Annotated in this window: 14 protein-coding genes and 1 tRNA gene; 4 read left to right on the forward strand and 11 right to left on the reverse strand. The window is 32.5% G+C overall.

The genetic code is table 11. The annotated features are described in order from the left end of the window. Nucleotides 1-207: 207 nt before the first annotated feature. The 6 genes from H603_RS0107250 to H603_RS0107275 form a co-directional block, all read right to left on the reverse strand. Nucleotides 208-2,478 carry a helix-turn-helix domain-containing protein gene (locus H603_RS0107250; protein ID WP_026707957.1) on the reverse strand — a complete coding sequence of 757 codons (2,271 nt, stop codon included), beginning with the start codon at nucleotides 2,476-2,478 and terminating at the stop codon, nucleotides 208-210. A 164-nt stretch (nucleotides 2,479-2,642) separates the two neighbouring features. Then, on the reverse strand, nucleotides 2,643-3,215 hold the full coding sequence (locus H603_RS0107255) for an OmpH family outer membrane protein (protein WP_026707958.1): 573 nt from the start codon (nucleotides 3,213-3,215) through the stop codon (nucleotides 2,643-2,645). Nucleotides 3,216-3,460: 245 nt separating this feature from the next. Next, complete coding sequence (locus H603_RS0107260; protein WP_026707959.1) at nucleotides 3,461-4,309, reverse strand: class I SAM-dependent methyltransferase; 849 nt, start codon at nucleotides 4,307-4,309, stop codon at nucleotides 3,461-3,463. A gap of 184 nt (nucleotides 4,310-4,493) precedes the next feature. Then, nucleotides 4,494-6,365 carry a tRNA uridine-5-carboxymethylaminomethyl(34) synthesis enzyme MnmG gene (mnmG, locus tag H603_RS0107265; protein WP_026707960.1) on the reverse strand — a complete coding sequence of 624 codons (1,872 nt, stop codon included), beginning with the start codon at nucleotides 6,363-6,365 and terminating at the stop codon, nucleotides 4,494-4,496. A 176-nt stretch (nucleotides 6,366-6,541) separates the two neighbouring features. Further along, entirely contained in the window at nucleotides 6,542-6,961 is a 420-nt protein-coding gene (ybeY, locus tag H603_RS0107270; RefSeq protein WP_026707961.1) for an rRNA maturation RNase YbeY, read from the reverse strand. Beyond that, nucleotides 6,948-10,238 carry a hypothetical protein gene (locus H603_RS0107275; RefSeq protein ID WP_245576099.1) on the reverse strand — a complete coding sequence of 1,097 codons (3,291 nt, stop codon included), beginning with the start codon at nucleotides 10,236-10,238 and terminating at the stop codon, nucleotides 6,948-6,950. Before H603_RS0107275 ends, ybeY begins: the two co-directional genes overlap by 14 nt. Nucleotides 10,239-10,380: 142 nt before the next feature. Between H603_RS0107275 and gltX the strand changes: the two genes are divergently transcribed. Beyond that, nucleotides 10,381-11,892, forward strand: a complete 1,512-nt coding sequence (gltX, locus tag H603_RS0107280; RefSeq protein ID WP_026707963.1) for a glutamate--tRNA ligase — start codon at nucleotides 10,381-10,383, stop codon at nucleotides 11,890-11,892. Nucleotides 11,893-12,061: 169 nt separating this feature from the next. Then, complete coding sequence (locus tag H603_RS0107285; RefSeq protein ID WP_035675614.1) at nucleotides 12,062-13,069, forward strand: SPFH domain-containing protein; 1,008 nt, start codon at nucleotides 12,062-12,064, stop codon at nucleotides 13,067-13,069. Nucleotides 13,070-13,087: 18 nt separating this feature from the next. Here H603_RS0107285 and H603_RS0107290 read toward each other — a convergent pair whose 3' ends face one another. From H603_RS0107290 to H603_RS0107310, 5 genes are all read right to left on the reverse strand, one after another. Next, nucleotides 13,088-13,342 (reverse strand): DUF6327 family protein, encoded by a 255-nt coding sequence (locus H603_RS0107290; protein ID WP_026707965.1) that lies wholly within the window; start codon nucleotides 13,340-13,342, stop codon nucleotides 13,088-13,090. A gap of 3 nt (nucleotides 13,343-13,345) precedes the next feature. After that, a complete protein-coding gene (locus H603_RS0107295; RefSeq protein ID WP_026707966.1) occupies nucleotides 13,346-13,696 on the reverse strand; it encodes a phage holin family protein in 351 nt (116 codons plus the stop codon). Between the two features lie 35 nt (nucleotides 13,697-13,731). Then, complete coding sequence (locus H603_RS0107300; protein WP_026707967.1) at nucleotides 13,732-14,064, reverse strand: YtxH domain-containing protein; 333 nt, start codon at nucleotides 14,062-14,064, stop codon at nucleotides 13,732-13,734. A 129-nt stretch (nucleotides 14,065-14,193) separates the two neighbouring features. Then, entirely contained in the window at nucleotides 14,194-14,673 is a 480-nt protein-coding gene (locus tag H603_RS0107305; protein ID WP_026707968.1) for a hypothetical protein, read from the reverse strand. Between the two features lie 497 nt (nucleotides 14,674-15,170). Continuing rightward, on the reverse strand, nucleotides 15,171-17,294 hold the full coding sequence (locus H603_RS0107310; protein ID WP_026707969.1) for a glutamine--tRNA ligase/YqeY domain fusion protein: 2,124 nt from the start codon (nucleotides 17,292-17,294) through the stop codon (nucleotides 15,171-15,173). Between the two features lie 99 nt (nucleotides 17,295-17,393). On the opposite strand from H603_RS0107310, the gene folB reads away from it, so the two are divergent. Next, nucleotides 17,394-17,753 carry a dihydroneopterin aldolase gene (gene folB, locus H603_RS0107315; RefSeq protein WP_026707970.1) on the forward strand — a complete coding sequence of 120 codons (360 nt, stop codon included), beginning with the start codon at nucleotides 17,394-17,396 and terminating at the stop codon, nucleotides 17,751-17,753. Between the two features lie 125 nt (nucleotides 17,754-17,878). Beyond that, nucleotides 17,879-17,949: transfer RNA gene (locus H603_RS17445), tRNA-Cys, on the forward strand. Nucleotides 17,950-18,439: the final 490 nt, after the last annotated feature.

An 18,439-nucleotide genomic window follows, 5' to 3' on the forward strand; every position in this document is an offset into this window, starting at 1 on the left:
GGGTTCAGGCTTTGAAACTTTTATTCCCTCATTTATGATAGCTGTGCTAATGCCTATTAAAATGGCAAATTTACATAAATAACTTGTCGTCATAAATAAGCCCGATAGCATTGTAAATCCTTGCGGGGCTGGCGTTATGCCCCGCAAGATTGAAGTGTATAGCGGGAACATTTATTATTGAGAATTGGGACGTCATCTTCCTGAAAATTAATTTAAAGTTGCTTTGTACATTCTTGCTTCGTTCCAAGTGAATTTATCGCTATTATTTTCCATTAAGGTATTTAAAGATTCCTCCTTATATCCTTGAAAAGCTTCTGCTAATGTTTTTATTTTATCTTCGGGTAAAACTTCATTAATAGACACAGCTTTAGTTTGTATCAATTGTACAAAATGTGAGTAGATAGTTTGCTTTGTAAGCACCCTAATAGTAGCAATATCCGCAATTGAATTTTTTTCTACCCAAAGCTCATACGTTTCTTGTACGGTCGATTTTTTGGCTGGCTTTTTAGTAGCTTTTTTGGAAGTGTAACGGTTGGCATCAACGTCATCTTCGATCAAAGTTACATGACTGTCCTTGAACTGATTTTGAATCGCTTCTGTTTTTCTCGAAATGTATTTTTTTATTTCTTCTGAGCTTAATTTTTCTTTCGAAATTGTCTCCCCTGCCACCACTGTTTCGATTAATAATTTTGCTTTCATCAATTTCAAAACTGCCTTTGACTGCAGCTCTTCTAAAATAGTAAGTTCGTCAAAAAAAGCTTTACCTTTTTTCATTCTCTTCACCTCTTCTATTTTCCAAAGTACCTCAAAAACTAAATCGTCCATTGGTTTGAAGAAATAATCATAGGCAGCTTGTATTCGCTCAGATACGTGAATTAAGTCCACCGTTTCGGTATTGAAAATTTTGTTGAGCTGCTTGATAAAATTGCGAGCAGGATCCACCAATGAATCTATCGCTTCTAATTGCTTGCTGGCCCAATTTGCATGCTTCGATTTACCGGATGCTATAGCGCTATCCGTATAACTGTACTTATGATTGCGCCATTCTTGAGCTAAATCTGCCCAATCAAAACTGTTAATCAAATAGTTATGAATAAAGTTTTTAGTTTCAAAATGTAACGAGTTTTTAAGTAACTCGTCTGTGGCTTTATTTTGCGCATAATCCATCACATCTTGATCATTAGAAATACCATTCATTCTTAATGGAGATAGTAAAATAAGCCCTTCTAATGAACGTAATCGTGAAAGAGCAACATACGCTTGTCCAGGCATAAAAACTTGCGAAACATCAATTGCTGCTTTGTCAAAAGTCAACCCTTGACTTTTGTGAACCGTAATGGCCCAAGCCAACTTAATAGGATAGTGTACAAAAGTTCCTAGTACCTCCTCCTCTATTTCCTTTGTAATAGGATCTAGTTTGTAACGGATATTTTGCCATTCATAACGATCGACTTCAATAGTTTTATCTTCTTCAGGAAAATGCACAGTGATTTCTTGCATCCCAAGAGATTTAATAATACCCATTTTACCATTGAAATAGTTTTTTTCGGATGATAAATCATTTTTAACGAACATAACTTGAGCGCCAATCTTTAATTGCAAGCGCTCTTCAATAGGAAAAATCTTTTCTGGAAAATCACCTACGATATCAGGATTGTAGGTTATTAACTCCCCTTTTAAATCTGTAAGAGCTTGGGCGTTCATAGCATCAGCTTTTGCATTGTGAGTCGTTAACGTGATGTAGCCTTTATTTTCTTTTAAGTCAAAATCAGGTTTTACATATTTATTTAAGGCGGCAACATCAGCGGCTGTAATAGTATTATTTCTTAAATTATTTAATACAGAAATAAAATCAGTATCGGTTTGACGGTAGATTTTTGATAACTCGATATACAAGGGCGGTGCAATTTGGACAGCATGCGAATGGAAAAAAAATTTCCCTTTATAGTAATTTCGCAATGTTCGCCATTCTTCATCTCTAATTACTGGCGGAAGCTGTAATAAATCTCCTATATATAAAACTTGGACACCTCCAAAAGGAGTTGCTTTTTTACGTACCGTTTGCATCATGTAATCCATTGCATCGAGTAAATCAGCACGTAGCATACTCACTTCATCAATAACGAGTAGCTCCATGTTACGGATCACCGATTTCTTGAGTCCGCTCATTTTAAAGTGGCGACGCAAAGTATCTTTAGATTCAAATTTAACTGTGTCTGTGAATTGAGAGTCAACACCAAACGCAGGAATAAATCCACCAAACGGCAACTGAAACATGGAATGAATAGTCACCCCACCTGCATTTAATGCTGCGATACCTGTAGGAGCTACCACAACAGTGTTTTTATGTGTAGTTGCGATAATTTCGCGTAACAAAGTGGTTTTACCAGTACCCGCTTTTCCAGTCAAAAATACAGAACGTTGCGTTTGGTTGATAAATTGTAAAGTATAAGCAGCTGCTTCAGAGATCGTTTGCATTTGAAAAATGAGTTAAAATAAAAACTTAAACTAGGTATAAGTTTAAAATTATAAAGAATGTAAATGTAAGATAATTTTAAAGAATGTTACTTTGAGAGTCTACAAAACAAAAAAAGCCTCCATTCTACAAATGAGAATGGAGGCCTTGTTATTAAAAAAAACTATTACTTTTTAGTTTCTTCTTTTTCTTCTTTATCTTCAGTCTTAGCAGCTGACTTGTATTTGTCATTTAATGCTTTGATAATTTCTTTTGTAATGTCATATTTCTCTTCAGCGTATAAAACTGATGCAGCATCACCTGTACCATAGATATAAGCATAGCCTTTTTCTTTACCGTATGCTTTGATGAACTTTTTAACACCAGAAACTAGTGTATCCATTTCAGCACCACTTTCTTGTTGCAATTGCTGCGCTAATGATTGTTGAGCATAGCTTAATTGTTGCTCTCTCTTTTGTAATTCAGCACCTTGCTTTTGAGCCCATTCTTGACCGTTAGCTTGTGCTTGTTTTTGAAAGTTAGCAGCGTCTTGTTTAAACCTATTAATCTCTGCTTCTAGTTGTCTCCCTTTTTCTTCTGACTGCCCTTTATATTTTGCTTCTAAATCTTTTGCCTCCGTGTATTCTTTCATTAATACCGAAGTATCAATATAAGCAGTTTTTACTTCTTTAACTTCTGCAGTTTGGTTACAAGCAATTGCTGATAATGAAATTGCGATAATAAATAATACTTTTTTCATTTTGGTTTCTTTTGTAATTTAAAGTGTTTAGGACAAAAATATAAAAAATAAGGTAGTAACCTAAAAAACTTAATTATTTGTGATTATTTTCTACTATTAGAATAACTTATTGTTTTATAAAAAATCATTATAAATGACTATGAAAACTGACTTAATATAAAACGTTTTAATGTGAATTTTAATTTTGGACATACTACAAGCTATTTTGAACTTAAAAAAGGCCTTAAACAGCTGTTTAAATCATTTTAACTATTTTCAAGCACGTAAATATGTGATGAATACTCCATTTTACGCTTTGCTTTAATATTTGATTTCAATCCTATATAAAATGCTTTTATAAAATTCATTTTACCGTTTTTATATTTCTCTGAAAGTAAACTCACATAGAACGAATCAAATTTCATTGGAAGGATTTTTTTCAATTCCATACCTTCTTTCGAAAATAATTCTTTAATTGCTTTTTTTGAAAAATGCCAAAAGTGAATAGGAACATCGTAAGCGGCCCAATAAGATTTGTAGTATTGTGCATCATACGACTTATGATTTGGCACCGCAACGATTAAAGAACCCGAAGGCTTTAATAGTCTTTTCAATTCTTTTATTTGTTCTTCTAAATTTGGAACATGTTCTAATACATGCCACATGGTAATTACATCAAAAGAGTGACTCGCCAATTCATTTGTCTCGTTAACGAAACTTACATCTTTTTCTAATGCAATTTTTTTTGCCTTTGTACTTGGTTCAATTCCTACTGCTTTCCAACCATACTTTTCTGCAACAGAAAGAAAATCACCAGTACCTGCTCCTATGTCCAATATTGATCCTTTTTCTTTTTGCAAAGAATTGATTAAATCTAGCTTATTTTTTAATGCAATATTTTTGACCAAATGATATGCCTTTTCGAATAAGCTACGTTTGGAATCTGTATGCGAGATGTAATCGACACTTTCGTAATATTTACCAAGAACATCTAAACTTGGTTGTGGATATGTCATTAACATATCTAATTCTTCATCACGATACAATTCAAAAACTTCCTTTGAAACAGAATGATCTTTGACAGTTAAATAATGCTTTTTGTTATCGATATTCATTTATGCGGTTATTAATAAAATTTAAAACTAAAAAAATTGAGTAATCTCTAGATTGAAAACTTTTGGATTTTTATTGCTCAAGTCAACAATACCGGAGCTTTCGGCCGTAGTTTCACGTGGAACATAATTATAGCTATTTTAACTTTGATCGATGGTCTAAGCTTAACAATACCTCTCAATTTATCTAACGACCCATATAAATCAGTAAAACCGAAATATCGCTTGGAGACACACCACTAATTCTTGACGCCTGTGAAATAGTTACTGGACGAATTTTTGAAAGTTTTTGTTTGGCTTCAATAGACATTGATTTTATTTTCTCGTAGTCGAAATCTTCAGGGATTTTAACATCCTCTAACCTTTTTAACTTGTCAGCATTATTTCTTTCCTTCTCAATATATCCTGAATATTTCACTTGAATTTCTGCTTGCTCTAAAATTTCTTGATCCACATCATTATCTTCAATATACGTTTTCACTTTATCGAATTTCATGATATCCTCTAAATCGATTTGTGGACGAGAAAAGATTTTGAACATTTTATCCCCTTGTGAGATTAAAGCAGTATCCTTTGAAGCTAAGATCGGATTTGCTTCTGCAACCGTAACACTAGCATCTCTAAAAAATGAAACCATTTTTTCAGACTCTTTTAACTTATGTTCCATTCTCCTTAATCTTGCCTCAGAAGCTAAACCAATTTCATGCGACATAGGTGTTAGTCTAAAGTCAGCATTATCTTGACGAAGCAACGTTCTATATTCTGCACGAGAGGTAAACATTCTATATGGCTCCTCTGTTCCTTTTGTAATAAGATCATCAATCAATACACCAATATAAGCTTCATCCCTTTTTAAAATTAGCGGCGCTTTTTCATTCACTTTTAAGTGCGCATTAATCCCCGCCATCAATCCTTGAGAAGCAGCTTCTTCATATCCTGTTGTTCCATTAATTTGTCCAGCAAAATACAAACCTTCAATTAGCTTTGTTTCTAGAGTATGTTTCAACTGCGTTGGCGGAAAATAATCGTATTCAATTGCATAACCAGGACGCAAGAATTGTACTTTTTCAAAACCAGCTACAGAGCGCATTGCTTTAAATTGAATGTCTGCCGGCAAAGAAGTTGAAAACCCATTTACATAAACTTCACAAGTTTTCCAGCCTTCTGGTTCAATGAATAATTGATGTCTTTCTTTATCTGCAAAGCGATTAATTTTATCTTCAATCGAAGGACAATACCTTGGACCGAGGCTTTTAATTCTCCCATTAAACATTGGAGAACGATCAAAGCCTTCTCTTAAAATATCATGAACATCTAAAGAAGTGTATGTCATATGACATGATCTTTGATGAATTAATGGCGAAGTAATATCAGAATAAGAAAACTTATCTGGCTTAGCATCTCCTTTTTCTTCATTCATTTTTGTATAATCTAATGATCGACCATCAACACGCGGCGGTGTTCCAGTTTTCATTCGACCGGATTCAAATCCAACTTTAATTAAATCTTCAGTGATTCCATGTGCGGCACTTTCACCAGCTCTACCTCCCCCAAATTGTTTATCACCTACGTGGATTAAACCATTAAGAAAAGTACCATTTGTCAATACAACTGATTTGGCTTTTATTTCTATTCCTAACGAAGTTCGCACTCCTTTAATTTTACCATCTTCGATAATCAACCCCTGCACCATCTCCTGATAAAAATCTAGATTTGGAGTTCCTTCAAGCATCAATCTCCACTCTTCTGCAAAACGCATTCTATCACTTTGCACTCTTGGAGACCACATAGCAGGACCCTTGGATTTATTCAACATTTTAAATTGAATTGCAGTACGGTCAGATACAATTCCTGAGTATCCTCCTAAGGCATCAATCTCTCTAACAATTTGTCCTTTTGCAATTCCACCCATTGCAGGATTGCAAGACATTTGCGCGATGTTTTGTAAACTCATTGTTACCAGCAACGTTCGCGAACCTAAGTTTGCAGCCGCAGCCGCAGCTTCAGATCCAGCGTGACCAGCACCAACAACTATAACATCATATTCTTCTTGAAACATTTGTTTTCCTTTATTACCTCGACTTATCGAGCTTATTATTACTCATAATCAAAGATCTATTTTAAACCTTTAATCTATTTGTTCCACGTGGAACCACTATAGTGAATTCAGATAATTTTTAAAGATGTTCCACGTGAAACACTGTTGGAATACCTAGAAAATTAACTGCGGTCAAACTATTGTTTCACGTGGAACAATAATAGTTTTTCGTCCTCTTTGTTGCGCATCATCTTCTCATCCTCTTCACTCTTGTCCTTGTAGCCACAATAATGTAACATACCATGAACAAGCACGCGCTTTAATTCTTCATCAAAAGAAACCTTAAAATCTTTTGCGTTGTCCTCTACCCTTTCGACAGAAATAAAACAGTCACCACTAATTTCATTACCCATAGTGTAATCAAAACTGATAACATCCGTTAAGGTGTCGTGGTCTAAATATTCAACATTTAACTTATGTAAATACTCATCATCGCAAAAGATGTAATTGATTTCGCCCTCAGTTTTTCCTTCAGATAATATAACCTTTGATAACCATTCTGAGAGTACCAATTCGTTATCTAAATTAAAGTCGTTTTCGTAATTAAAATTTATCATTTTTATCTTTAAAATATTCTTGAACTTTTTGATCAAAATTAGTGCGCAAAGGTAGCGATTGTCTATTTAATATCTCTATGCTATTTAAATAATCTAATATACTCTTAGGTAAAGCAACTGCATCATTTTTAAACTGTTTAGTGTTACTATTTGATTCCCGTTTTTTATCTTCACCTTGCTCTTTAATAGCACTATCTAATTTTAAAAGCTCTGTGTTGATTAATGTCGATTTTCGGAAGTTTTCTCGATCAAAACCGTTGTTTAGTAACTGTTTTTCTAACTGCCTCATCTTATCAATAGCATTACTTCCTTTATTAGATAATCCTTGTTTTTTTAATTCGTTTTCTAAACGCTCACGAAGCGCCCTTTGCTCTTTATAAATTGCTAATATATCTTTGGCGTTATCTTCACCTCTATCACCATCATCACCTTTTCCGTTATTTGTTTTACCTCCCTTAGATTTGCCAGCCTCCTTAATTTTATTAGAAATTGATTCTTGCCCTTTTATAATATCTGGCAATTGCATGCCATCACCGTCTCCCATTTGCGGATTCCCTTCCCCTGACTGAGATAAACTAGATTGCATGTTACTTAAAATATTACTCAGTAAATCTCCCAACACATTAGCTGCAGCAATTGTATACTGCTGGTGTGACTGCCCTTTATCTAACTTAGACTCACTAAAATCATCTAAGGACTTATCCATATTATATTGAATGTTTCCTAATTCCTTTGTGACGTCAATTGACAGCTTAGGGTTCCGTAGAGAAAGTGTGTATAAACTATCATCAATATGTTTAAACTGTTCTTTTAAATCTTGCTGCACTCTAATGTTTTTGCTTATCGCACTAGAGCCAGAACGCAATCCTTTAAAACGACTTAGTAAATCTTCTTGTGATAGAGAGAACGAAAGTAAATTATCAAGCACTTGACGCAACATTTTGACATCCTCTTGCAACTGCACAACTTCACCACTTGATAAACTTTTTGATAAACGAGCCGCCATCGACTTCATGTTTTTTGCAGCATTATTTTGACTAGGCTTGGCTTTGTCCTTGTTATCTTTAGACAATGCATCAATTGCTTTAGACAAATCTTGATCTATCATTTTCTCCGTAGCAGCATCTTCAGGAATGTTGGATTTAGATTTAAGTTGGTCATTAACCCTATTTAAATCTACTAAATCTTTTTTCAACTGATTGAATTCTTCCTTGATTTCAGCTTGTTTTTTAGTATTATTACCTTCTGCTTTCTTGGATAGACTCTCCTGTTTTTCGGCTAGATCTTTTAAGTTAGAAGCAATCTGCTCTGCTTTCTTTTCAACGTAATATTTCTTGGTAAGGGCAACCAACTGTTCTAAATTTTTAACTTGGTTCTTACTATTTTGTTTGAATTTGTCTAACTTATCTAATAGCTCATTGTTTTTAATTTTCTGATTTAAGTCTTTAAGTTCGTCTAATAACTCTTTGTTTCTTTCTAAATCGGCAGCATTCTCTTTTACTTTATCTAGTAAGTCTTTTTTAAACTCGTCTTTCTTGTCGTCTTTAAATTGATCCAAATTCTCTTTCATATCCTCTGCAAACTTTTTCATTTTTTCATCTTGACTATTCTGTCTTTCGATAAAACTATTAATTTGTTGCTGTTCTTTAAATTTAAATTGGTTACTCTCCTTCCCTATTTTATCTAGTAGATTTAAAGTTTTAAATTGTTCTTGCTGTTTTCCTATGGTGTTTTCTAGACCATTTATATTTTGATTTTGTTGCTGCAGTATTGCATTTTCTTCTTCCTTTACTGATAATACACGGCTAGAAAACATTTGAGATTTACTACTTTTATAATTATGTAGCGCATCATTATCAAAAACCTCAAAATAGTATTCATACGTAACGGCTTTTTGTACTTGTAAATTTCCTGGAAAAGAGAATACAAAGCGATCTACACTAGCCGAAACTTTTTTTATTGTTCCACGTTTGACATTATTAGGCTGTGAAGATGGGTAATAAACAACGTCTAACTTACTAAGACCATAATCGTCTGCAATGGTACCTAATTTATAGCCCTTTCCCCTACTAAGTGAATCAGCTAAGTCTTCGATTTTAATGTCGGGATAGGCATCTTTAACAACTTTTAGTTTGTAATTTAATTTTTCGTATCCTTTAACGTCATTATTAGAAGTAATTAATTGATAATCTGTCTCTTGAATGGCATTATAACTAGCTTTGAATAAGCTATCAGATTTTTTGAAGGGAAAACGTTTTCCATTTACTACTCCTTCGATATTTTCTGTGCCTTTTGCGTTTATAATCCAATTGATGCGAGTTCCTTCAGGTATAGTTGCACTACCCGATCCAAGAATTACTTCAGCTTTACGTTTTAAATAGGCTGGAAAATGCAACAACATTTTTAAATCAACAATAGAAGGAACATCAATGATTTTCAAATTGTATTCCGAAGAATACACTGAATTAGATACCAATTGAAATTTTAAATCATCTTGTTGATTATTAAAAGTGAAATAAAATTGACCTGGCCCATCGCTTTCTAAGTAGTAACTTTCATCCCCAAGCAATATCATCGCATTTTCAGGAACAACCTTACCTACAGTTTTTACTTTCAGAACAAAGTCTTTGTTTTGCTCGACATTTAAATGATCATTTAAAATAACAAACTGAAAAGCAGCTGGGGCATTATAAGCAGTATTGTAATGAACAATTCTATTCAAAGACTTTGAAAAATCAGGAGTAGCATTCGAAAAAAACAAATAGAATAGAATAAGTATAGGTATAATTGTTAAAGGAAGAAATCTTTTATTATAACTAAGATTTACTGCATTGTTGAACGGAACAAGTTGTAAATCTACCGCTCTTTGATCAATGGCAGCAAGAAGTAATTCTGATTGATTACCAACATTTTTGTTATTTGAAAGATCTAGGAAATTAATTAAAGAGTCATTTACATTTACAAAGTGCGAACCTATAATAGCTGCAGCCTCTTTAAATGATAAACCATCTCGTAATTTTATAAGTTTGAAAACGGGATAAAGTATGAATCGTATAAATAACCACGATTCTACAATAGCAAATAGATAAAATAAAATAGTTCTAGAAATTGGCTTGAGCCAAAGAAAATATTCTATTAAAAGAGTTATTATAAAATAAAGGAGCCCTAGACCCACAAAAAAAATGATTCCACGCAGAAGCTCGTTCAGATAATATTTTCTAATAAAACTAGATAGCTTTTTATATATAATAGTAGAATTGTCCACAACCATTTCCATAGTTTTTAACCATTAAAAGTAACTATTTATCCTAACATTAGATTAATAAAGCCAATCAAACTTGAAAATCATAACATTATAGACTTTTTAAACCACTAGATTGACTATTTGAAATTGTATATTTGCATTAAAATTATCAACAATGTCAAAGCAAGTTCGTGTGCGTTTTGCACCAAGTCCTACGGGACCTTTACATATAGGTGGTGTACGCACAGCCTTATTTAATTATTTATTTGCCAAAAAAAATGGCGGAACATTCTACTTAAGAGTTGAAGATACAGATCAAAATAGATTTGTTCCTGGAGCCGAATCATATATCATGGAAGCTCTAGAATGGCTAGGTATTGCTCCTGACGAAACCATAGGTAAAAATGAAAAATTTGGACCTTATCGCCAAAGCGAAAGAAAGCATTTATATAAAGAGTATGCCGATCAATTGATAGATTCAGGTTGGGCATATTATGCATTTGATACTGCAGAAGCTTTAGATGAACAAAGAAAACACGACGAAGAGCAAGGAAAAACTTTTATCTATAATCATACAATAAGAGAAAAACTAGATACCTCATTAGTTCTTTCAAAGGAGGACACGGCTACCCGCATTGCAAATGGAGACAACTACGTAATACGTTTTAAAACTCCTGTTGATGAAACTTTGCACTTGAAAGATATCATTCGTGGTGATGTAAAATTTGAAACTAGTTTACTAGATGACAAAGTTTTATTTAAAAGCGATGGGATGCCTACTTACCACCTAGCTAATATAGTTGATGATCATTTAATGGAAACATCTCACGTTATCCGTGGTGAAGAATGGTTGCCATCAATGCCATTACACGTGTTGTTGTATAGAGCCTTTGGATGGGAAGCTCCAGAATTTGCGCATTTACCATTAATTTTAAAACCAGTAGGTAACGGAAAATTGTCAAAACGTGATGGCGATAAATTAGGGTTTCCAGTATTTCCGTTAGAATGGACAGATAATTCTACCATGACAAAATCGATAGGATATAGAGAAAATGGATTTTTTCCTGAAGCTGTTGTTAACTTTCTAGCCCTATTAGGATGGAATGATGGAACAGAACAAGAGCTATTTTCGTTAACTGAATTAGTTAATAAGTTTGATTTAAATAGAGTTCACAAAGCAGGAGCTAAATTTGATCCAGAAAAAAACAAATGGTTTAACCACCAATATTTAATGCTACAAAAAGACGAAGATTTGGCGCAAGCCTTCACTCCTATCCTTGAAGCTAAAAATGTTGATGCAACCAAAGTGGATTTAGTTAAAATCGTTTCATTGATTAAAGAACGTGCTAACTTTGTTACTGAATTTTGGGAAATGAGCGACTTCTTTTTTGAAGCTCCAACTGCCTATGATGCTAAAGCTAAAAAGAATTGGAAAGAAGAAACGCCAACATTAATGCAACAGTTGATTACCGTGCTTGATGAAATTACCGACTTTACATCGATGAACATTGAAACAATCGTTAAAGATTGGATGACTACTAACGAAATTGGAATGGGAAAAGTAATGCAGCCATTTCGACTAAGTTTAGTAGGAGCACTTAAGGGTCCTCACCTATTTGACATTGTCGAGGTAATAGGAAAAGCAGAAACAATTGACCGAATAAAAAAGGCTATTGAAAATATATAATTAAAATCAGACTCCAATAAAAAGGAGTCTTTTTTTTTGCTTTAAACGGCTTAAATGCTAGTAAACAATAATACTAGATCCAAGCCTTTTATCGAAAGGATGAATATTACTATTTTAAACGAAAGAATTTTCGTAATTTAACGCTTCAATTAATTTTAACCATACTATTATGAACATTGCATTAATTATTTTATTAGTTATCGCTTTATTTATCCTTTTCTCATCCTTTTTTACTGTTAGACAGCAAACTGCAGTAATAATAGAAAGATTTGGTAGATATCAAAGCATTAGACAATCAGGACTTCATTTGAAGATTCCACTAATCGACAGAATCGCTGGTCGTGTGAATTTAAAAATTCAGCAATTAGATGTTATTATCGAAACAAAAACTAAAGACAACGTTTTTGTTAAACTTAAAGTTTCAGTACAATTTATGGTTGTTAAAGAGACTGTTTATGACGCCTTTTACAAATTAGAATATCCGCATGACCAGATCACATCTTATGTATTTGATGTTGTTAGAGCCGAAGTTCCAAAACTAAAATTAGATGATGTTTTCGAAAGAAAAGATGACATTGCAATTGCAGTAAAAAGAGAACTTAATGAAGCAATGACGACTTATGGATATACTATTATTAATACATTAGTAACTGATATTGATCCAGATATTCAAGTTAAGAACGCTATGAATAGAATTAATGCTGCTGATAGAGAAAAAACAGTTGCAGAATTTGAAGCAGAAGCATCAAGAATTAGAATTGTAGCTAAGGCCAAAGCAGAAGCTGAAAGCAAGCGTTTACAAGGACAAGGTATTGCCGATCAAAGAAGAGAAATTGCACGTGGATTAGTAGAGAGTGTGGATGTTTTAAATAGAGTTGGTATTAACTCTCAAGAGGCCTCTGCCCTGATTGTTGTAACACAACACTATGATACTTTGCAAGCGATTGGTGCTGATTCTAATTCGAATTTAATTTTGTTACCAAATTCACCTCAAGCTGGCAGTGAGATGTTGAATAATATGGTGGCTTCTTTTAGCGCATCTAACCAAGTAGGTGAAATGATGAAAAAAGGAAATAGAAAAAAATCTAAAGAAAATTATAAAGATGTTACTCCTGTTATTGATTTGCAGGACCAAGATGATTACGAAGACAATCGTGATGATGAAGACGAGGAGTAGATAAATAAAAAAAGAGGCTTAACGGCCTCTTTTTTTATTTATAATCCAATTGATAATTAGCGGAATGGCACTATTCAGTATTTGTACATAAGAACCTCTTATACCTGTCTTAAATGAGCTGAAAACATTACTAATTAAATAAGTAGGCGCCAAGCTCTCTTTTGTGTTTTTAAGGCTTAAAATAACCCTTTGATAGCTCACCTCCTTCTCTAAATTGAGGATTTCCAATTCTTTGTCAATTTGATTGTATGATGTATAAATTTTATGAGCCATAATTTAGTTGCTAAAGAATATTTTTGAAAATTTTACTAGTAAAGGTCTTTCTATAATCTTATCTCTAACAAAGTATAGAATCACAGTTACTACTAAATAAATAACTCCCACGCTTAAAAAGCCCAATGTATTACTATCCAACATATTTCCTAAACCGAAAGCTAAAGCGATAGACAAAAAAAGTAAAACCATGCAAATTCCAATTAAAATAATCATGAACTCTAAAACAGTGGAAGTTGCTTTCATTGTTGTTTTAAAGCTTTTTAACTTATAGTAAGTAACATTACTTTCTATAAAAGATTTCATTTTCTCCTGTACATCTTCTGTATTTTCTTTGAATTCTTCAAAAGCCATATAATACTATTTAGTAAGAACTTAATTTGTAATAATTATTTTTTTTGTAACCTAGCATTTTGCTCTTTCAAGTCAGCTAACTTTGTTTCAAGAAAACTAATAACGTCTTCTGTCTTTGTACTCATATTCGAAACTAAATCTCCATAAGTCTCTTCCAGGTCCGTTTTTGCTATGGCTAATTTATCTTTCATTTCTTCTGATAAATCATCGTATTTACTTTTTAAATCTTTCTTGGCATCTTTATAACCATCTTTGATTTTTACTCTTGTTTTTGAACCCTTCTCTGGAGCAAATAAAATTCCTACTCCTGCTCCTATTGCTACACCTGTTAATACAGCTATTAGCGTTAATCCTGATTTATCTGACATAATTATTTTAAGTTTAATTAGACATAAATATACGAATTTATTTACTCAAAAGCAATTAAAGGCCATTATAAAGCTTTATTACAATAAAAAACCTCAAGGGTTACTTGAGGTTTAAATGTTGGATAATATTTAATAATTATAAGCTACAGCAGTATATTTACCATTATTCTGGCCCAAGATAGTTATGAATGGATAACCGAGTTCTGCCGATTTGTATTTTAATCGTCTTATAGTATCTTCTTTGATAAAATGGGAAGTCCCACCTTTATTGATACCATGATAAATTTCAATATCTGTTTGCTTATTTAAACCTACAGCTTGCTCATTATCTATTACAGCAACTTTACCAAAATCCTTTTTAGAATCAATTGTAATTTTACTGGTTAAAGCTTCTTTGCTAGCCTCATTTTTATCATGTAAATAAGCTACAGCATACTTACTGATTTTAAATTCTTGATCACTTCCTTCAGAAGAATAATGTAAAATATCATCTTCGTATTTAATAAAGTTAACATCAAGACTCTCGCCATTATGTTTTTCTATTTGATGTGTTTGTGCGCTAAGTCCTAGACCTAAAAGCAATCCTAATGCAGTTATATAATTTCTCATAACAAATAAATTAAATTAATAAAATATAAATTATAGCAGAAACAACTTTAGGTGATTGTTAGAATGTACTGATCCAGAAAAATAATTTTAAATAATTATTATCTAAATTCAACAGCAGACCTTAATCCAACGATAAAATGTTTTGTGAATATCTTTTAAACAATTTGATAAAAACTCTTACGCCCATAGTAAAAGTAAACTTAGCAAATTATTACGTATTCACGTGCCATGTACAAAGCTAAGTGCGCTTCAATTCAAAAATAGAAAAAATAAGAAGTAAAAAGTATTAATGAATAGTTAAAATGATAAATACGTAAATAACCTCTTTCTAATAAAACATCTGTCAATAATATATAAAATAGTATTACCAATTTTAAAAAACCTTTTAAAACCTCTTAATTTGACTCGTTTTTGATAAGTTATATTTATAGAAATATATTAATCAATAGAATATGTATATAATAAAAAAACACCTTAAAATAAGGTGTTTTCTATAATTAAAATTGATTGACAACTTGCTCGAGAATTTCCGTTTCTCTATCCGTCGTACTCTTTGTTGGGTTACTATTTAATTTAATAATTTCGTCTTTAAAAGAATTTTTAAATTTTGCGTCATAATCTAAATCCCGTAAATTCAAAAGCGTCTTAGACCTAACAAAAGTAGACTCACTTCTTAACGACATTAAATATAATTTTGTTAATTCATCTTTGTCAAAATCAGCTGCTTTTAAATTTGAATATTTCAAAATAAAATTAGCAAATAGTAATGATGCTTTGTTATTATTAATATTCTTTTTAAACGAACTCTGTAATAAACTATAATTAGCCACAGAAGCAATAGTTTCACCTATACTATTTTCTATATCTAAGCGCTCTGCCTTTGTAGCAACTTTAAAGTATTTATTAATTTCTTTTAAAGAATTATTAATGCTATTAAGCTCTTTTTTACCTTTTTCTTCCCAGGCATCTTTTAGACCAACTGTCTTATTAAATACTAATTTATCGGCAGTAGAATCTTTATCGACATTGAAATAACCTAAGCGCTGAAATTGAAATTTATCATCTACAGCAACTATTTTAAGACTTGGTTCAACATACCCAGTCACAATTTTAAGTGAGTTGGAATTCATAAAATCAAGGAAATTTTTCTCCTTATGACTATCCGGTGCTTCATCTATAAATAAGCGATCATACACACGCACTTCAGCAGGAACTGCATGCGCAATTGAAACCCAATGCAAGGTTCCAGCAACTTTCCTTTTAGAAGCTTCGCTCCCACTTCCACTTAAAGAATCTGTATCGTAAGTGACATGAATTTCAGTGATATTACCATCAGCATCTTTAACAACGGATTCCCCTTTAATGATGTAAGCATTTTTTAAACGAACTTCATTACCTATACTTAAACGGAAAAATTTAGCTAGTGCTACCTCTAGAAAATCTTCTCTTTCTATGTATAACTCTCTAGAAAATGGTACTTTTCTAAAACCTGCTGATTCATCTTCTTGATTATTTTCAGCATCAAGCGATTCTTCTTTATCCATAGGATAATTAGTAATTACCACTTTTACCGGATCTAAAACAGCCATTACTCGAGGAGCATTTTTGTTTAAATCTTCGCGCAAGCAAAACTCTAATAATGAAAAATCAATTACATTTTCACGCTTGGCAACACCTATATTCTCACAGAATTTTCGAATAGAATTAGCAGTATAACCACGTCTTCTTAATCCCGAAATAGTAGGCATTCTAGGATCGTCCCAACCATTCACAATATTTTCTTGTACTAATTGCAATAATTTACGCTTACTCATTACCGTGTAGTTCAAGTTCAAACGCGCAAACTCATACTGATGTGGTCTTACTTTATTATCATCATAAATTTGATCTAAAAACCAATTATACAACTCTTTATGCATTACAAACTCTAGAGTACAAATAGAATGCGAAACTTGTTCGATATAATCACTTTCTCCATGAGCAAAATCATACATAGGATATATCTTCCAGTCGTCACCAGTTCTATGATGGTGGCGATGTAAAATACGATACATCAAAGGATCACGCATTAACATATTAGTAGATTTCATATCAATTTTAGCACGTAAAACGTGGCTTCCTTCAGGAAAATCACCGTTTTTCATACCTTCAAACAAAGCTAAATTTTCGTCAATAGAACGATCTCTGTAAGGTCCATCAACACCAGGTTGCGTAGGCGTTCCTTTTTGAATCGCCATCTCTTCAGATGATTGACTATCAATATAAGCTTTACCCTTTTTAATCATTAGCACTGCCCAGTCATACAATTGTTGGAAATAATCAGATGCGTATCTTTCCTCTGCCCACTGAAATCCTAACCACTGTAAATCTTCTTTAATTGCGTCTACATATTCCTGCTCTTCTTTGGCTGGATTGGTATCATCAAAACGTAAATTTACTGGTGCATTATAACGCAATCCTAAACCAAATTGTAAACAAATAGATTTAGCATGACCTATGTGTAAATAACCATTAGGTTCAGGTGGAAAACGGAAACGTAGATTATCTTGAGGAAAACCTTTTGCTAGATTCTCTTCAACAATTTGTTCTATAAAATGGAGTGATTTTTCTTCAGTTGACATTATTTTGTTTTATTTTAGCAAAGGTAAAAAAAAATTGTGCGATAGCGTTTAAACTTAAGCCTTCAAGCACGAAACTTTTACTTAAATATAAATTAAAAAATGGGAACAATAAAATTAAAGAACATTCGCACCTACTCTTACCACGGTTGTTTGATCGAAGAGGGAAAAATAGGATCGGATTATGTAGTGGATTTAGAGATAAAAACCGACTTAAGAAAATCATGTTTATCTGATGAATTAAGCGATACTGTTGATTATGTGCAATTAAACAAAATTGTTGAAGAGGAAATGGCTATTCGCTCTAAGTTATTAGAACATGTAGGACACAGAATCATCATGAGGATATTCAATGACATCCCTGAAATCTCTAGGATTTTATTATCAGTTTCTAAATTAAATCCACCTATTGGAGGTGATGTTGAGGCTGTAACAATAGAATTAGAAGAATATAGGAGCTAAAATTAAGAAGGGATAGCAAAATTAAAGCATTCATAATGTGTTAGATACTATATTTTTTCAAAAAAACTATTGAAAACCTTTTATGTACTATAGATTTTAAGTACTTTTGCCATCCATTCAATTATGGCGTCGTGGCCGAGTGGCTAGGCTGGGCTCTGCAAAAGCTCCTACTGCGGTTCGAATCCGCACGATGCCTCAAAAACCTTCAAGGAAACTTGAAGGTTTTTTTTATGTCTAAATTTTTGTAAAATAGTAGATGAAATTATTGTTGGAATTCTCATGAGAGCTCAAGCACTTTCAAAGAAACTTGAAGTCTTTTTTATGTTTAATTTTTATCAAAAATTAGATAAAGATGTTGTTCGAATCCGCACGATGCCTCAAAAACCATTTCGAAAACTTAGAGGTTTTTTTTATGTCTAAATTTTTGTAAAATAGTAGATGAAGCTGTTGTTGAAATATTCATAATAACTCAAGTAATTTCACATACATTTAAGGTCTCTTTTATGTTTAATTTTTATAAAAAATTAGATAAAGATGTTATTCGAATCCGCACAGTACCTCATAAACCTACTAGGAAACTTGAAGGTTTTTTTTATATCTGAAATTTTGTAAAATAGTAGACAGAGATATTGTTGAAATATTCATAATAACTCAAGTAATTTCAACGACACTTGAAGTCTTTTTTA

This window comes from Flavobacterium frigidarium DSM 17623, from assembly GCF_000425505.1.
In the GTDB taxonomy this organism is placed as follows: Bacteria; Bacteroidota; Bacteroidia; order Flavobacteriales; family Flavobacteriaceae; genus Flavobacterium; species Flavobacterium frigidarium.

Excerpts from the sequence above, each read along its gene's own strand:
- H603_RS0107250 (WP_026707957.1), bottom strand. The coding sequence starts at position 2,478 with ATGCAAACGATCTCTGAAGCAGCTGCTTATACTTTACAATTTATCAAC.
- folB (WP_026707970.1), top strand. The coding sequence starts at position 17,394 with ATGGGAACAATAAAATTAAAGAACATTCGCACCTACTCTTACCACGGT.
- H603_RS0107290 (WP_026707965.1), bottom strand. The coding sequence starts at position 13,342 with ATGGCTCATAAAATTTATACATCATACAATCAAATTGACAAAGAATTG.
- H603_RS0107275 (WP_245576099.1), bottom strand. The coding sequence starts at position 10,238 with ATGGAAATGGTTGTGGACAATTCTACTATTATATATAAAAAGCTATCT.
- H603_RS0107295 (WP_026707966.1), bottom strand. The coding sequence starts at position 13,696 with ATGGCTTTTGAAGAATTCAAAGAAAATACAGAAGATGTACAGGAGAAA.
- H603_RS0107300 (WP_026707967.1), bottom strand. The coding sequence starts at position 14,064 with ATGTCAGATAAATCAGGATTAACGCTAATAGCTGTATTAACAGGTGTA.
- H603_RS0107310 (WP_026707969.1), bottom strand. The coding sequence starts at position 17,294 with ATGTCAACTGAAGAAAAATCACTCCATTTTATAGAACAAATTGTTGAA.
- H603_RS0107305 (WP_026707968.1), bottom strand. The coding sequence starts at position 14,673 with ATGAGAAATTATATAACTGCATTAGGATTGCTTTTAGGTCTAGGACTT.
- ybeY (WP_026707961.1), bottom strand. The coding sequence starts at position 6,961 with ATGATAAATTTTAATTACGAAAACGACTTTAATTTAGATAACGAATTG.
- gltX (WP_026707963.1), top strand. The coding sequence starts at position 10,381 with ATGTCAAAGCAAGTTCGTGTGCGTTTTGCACCAAGTCCTACGGGACCT.
- H603_RS0107285 (WP_035675614.1), top strand. The coding sequence starts at position 12,062 with ATGAACATTGCATTAATTATTTTATTAGTTATCGCTTTATTTATCCTT.
- H603_RS0107255 (WP_026707958.1), bottom strand. The coding sequence starts at position 3,215 with ATGAAAAAAGTATTATTTATTATCGCAATTTCATTATCAGCAATTGCT.
- mnmG (WP_026707960.1), bottom strand. The coding sequence starts at position 6,365 with ATGTTTCAAGAAGAATATGATGTTATAGTTGTTGGTGCTGGTCACGCT.
- H603_RS0107260 (WP_026707959.1), bottom strand. The coding sequence starts at position 4,309 with ATGAATATCGATAACAAAAAGCATTATTTAACTGTCAAAGATCATTCT.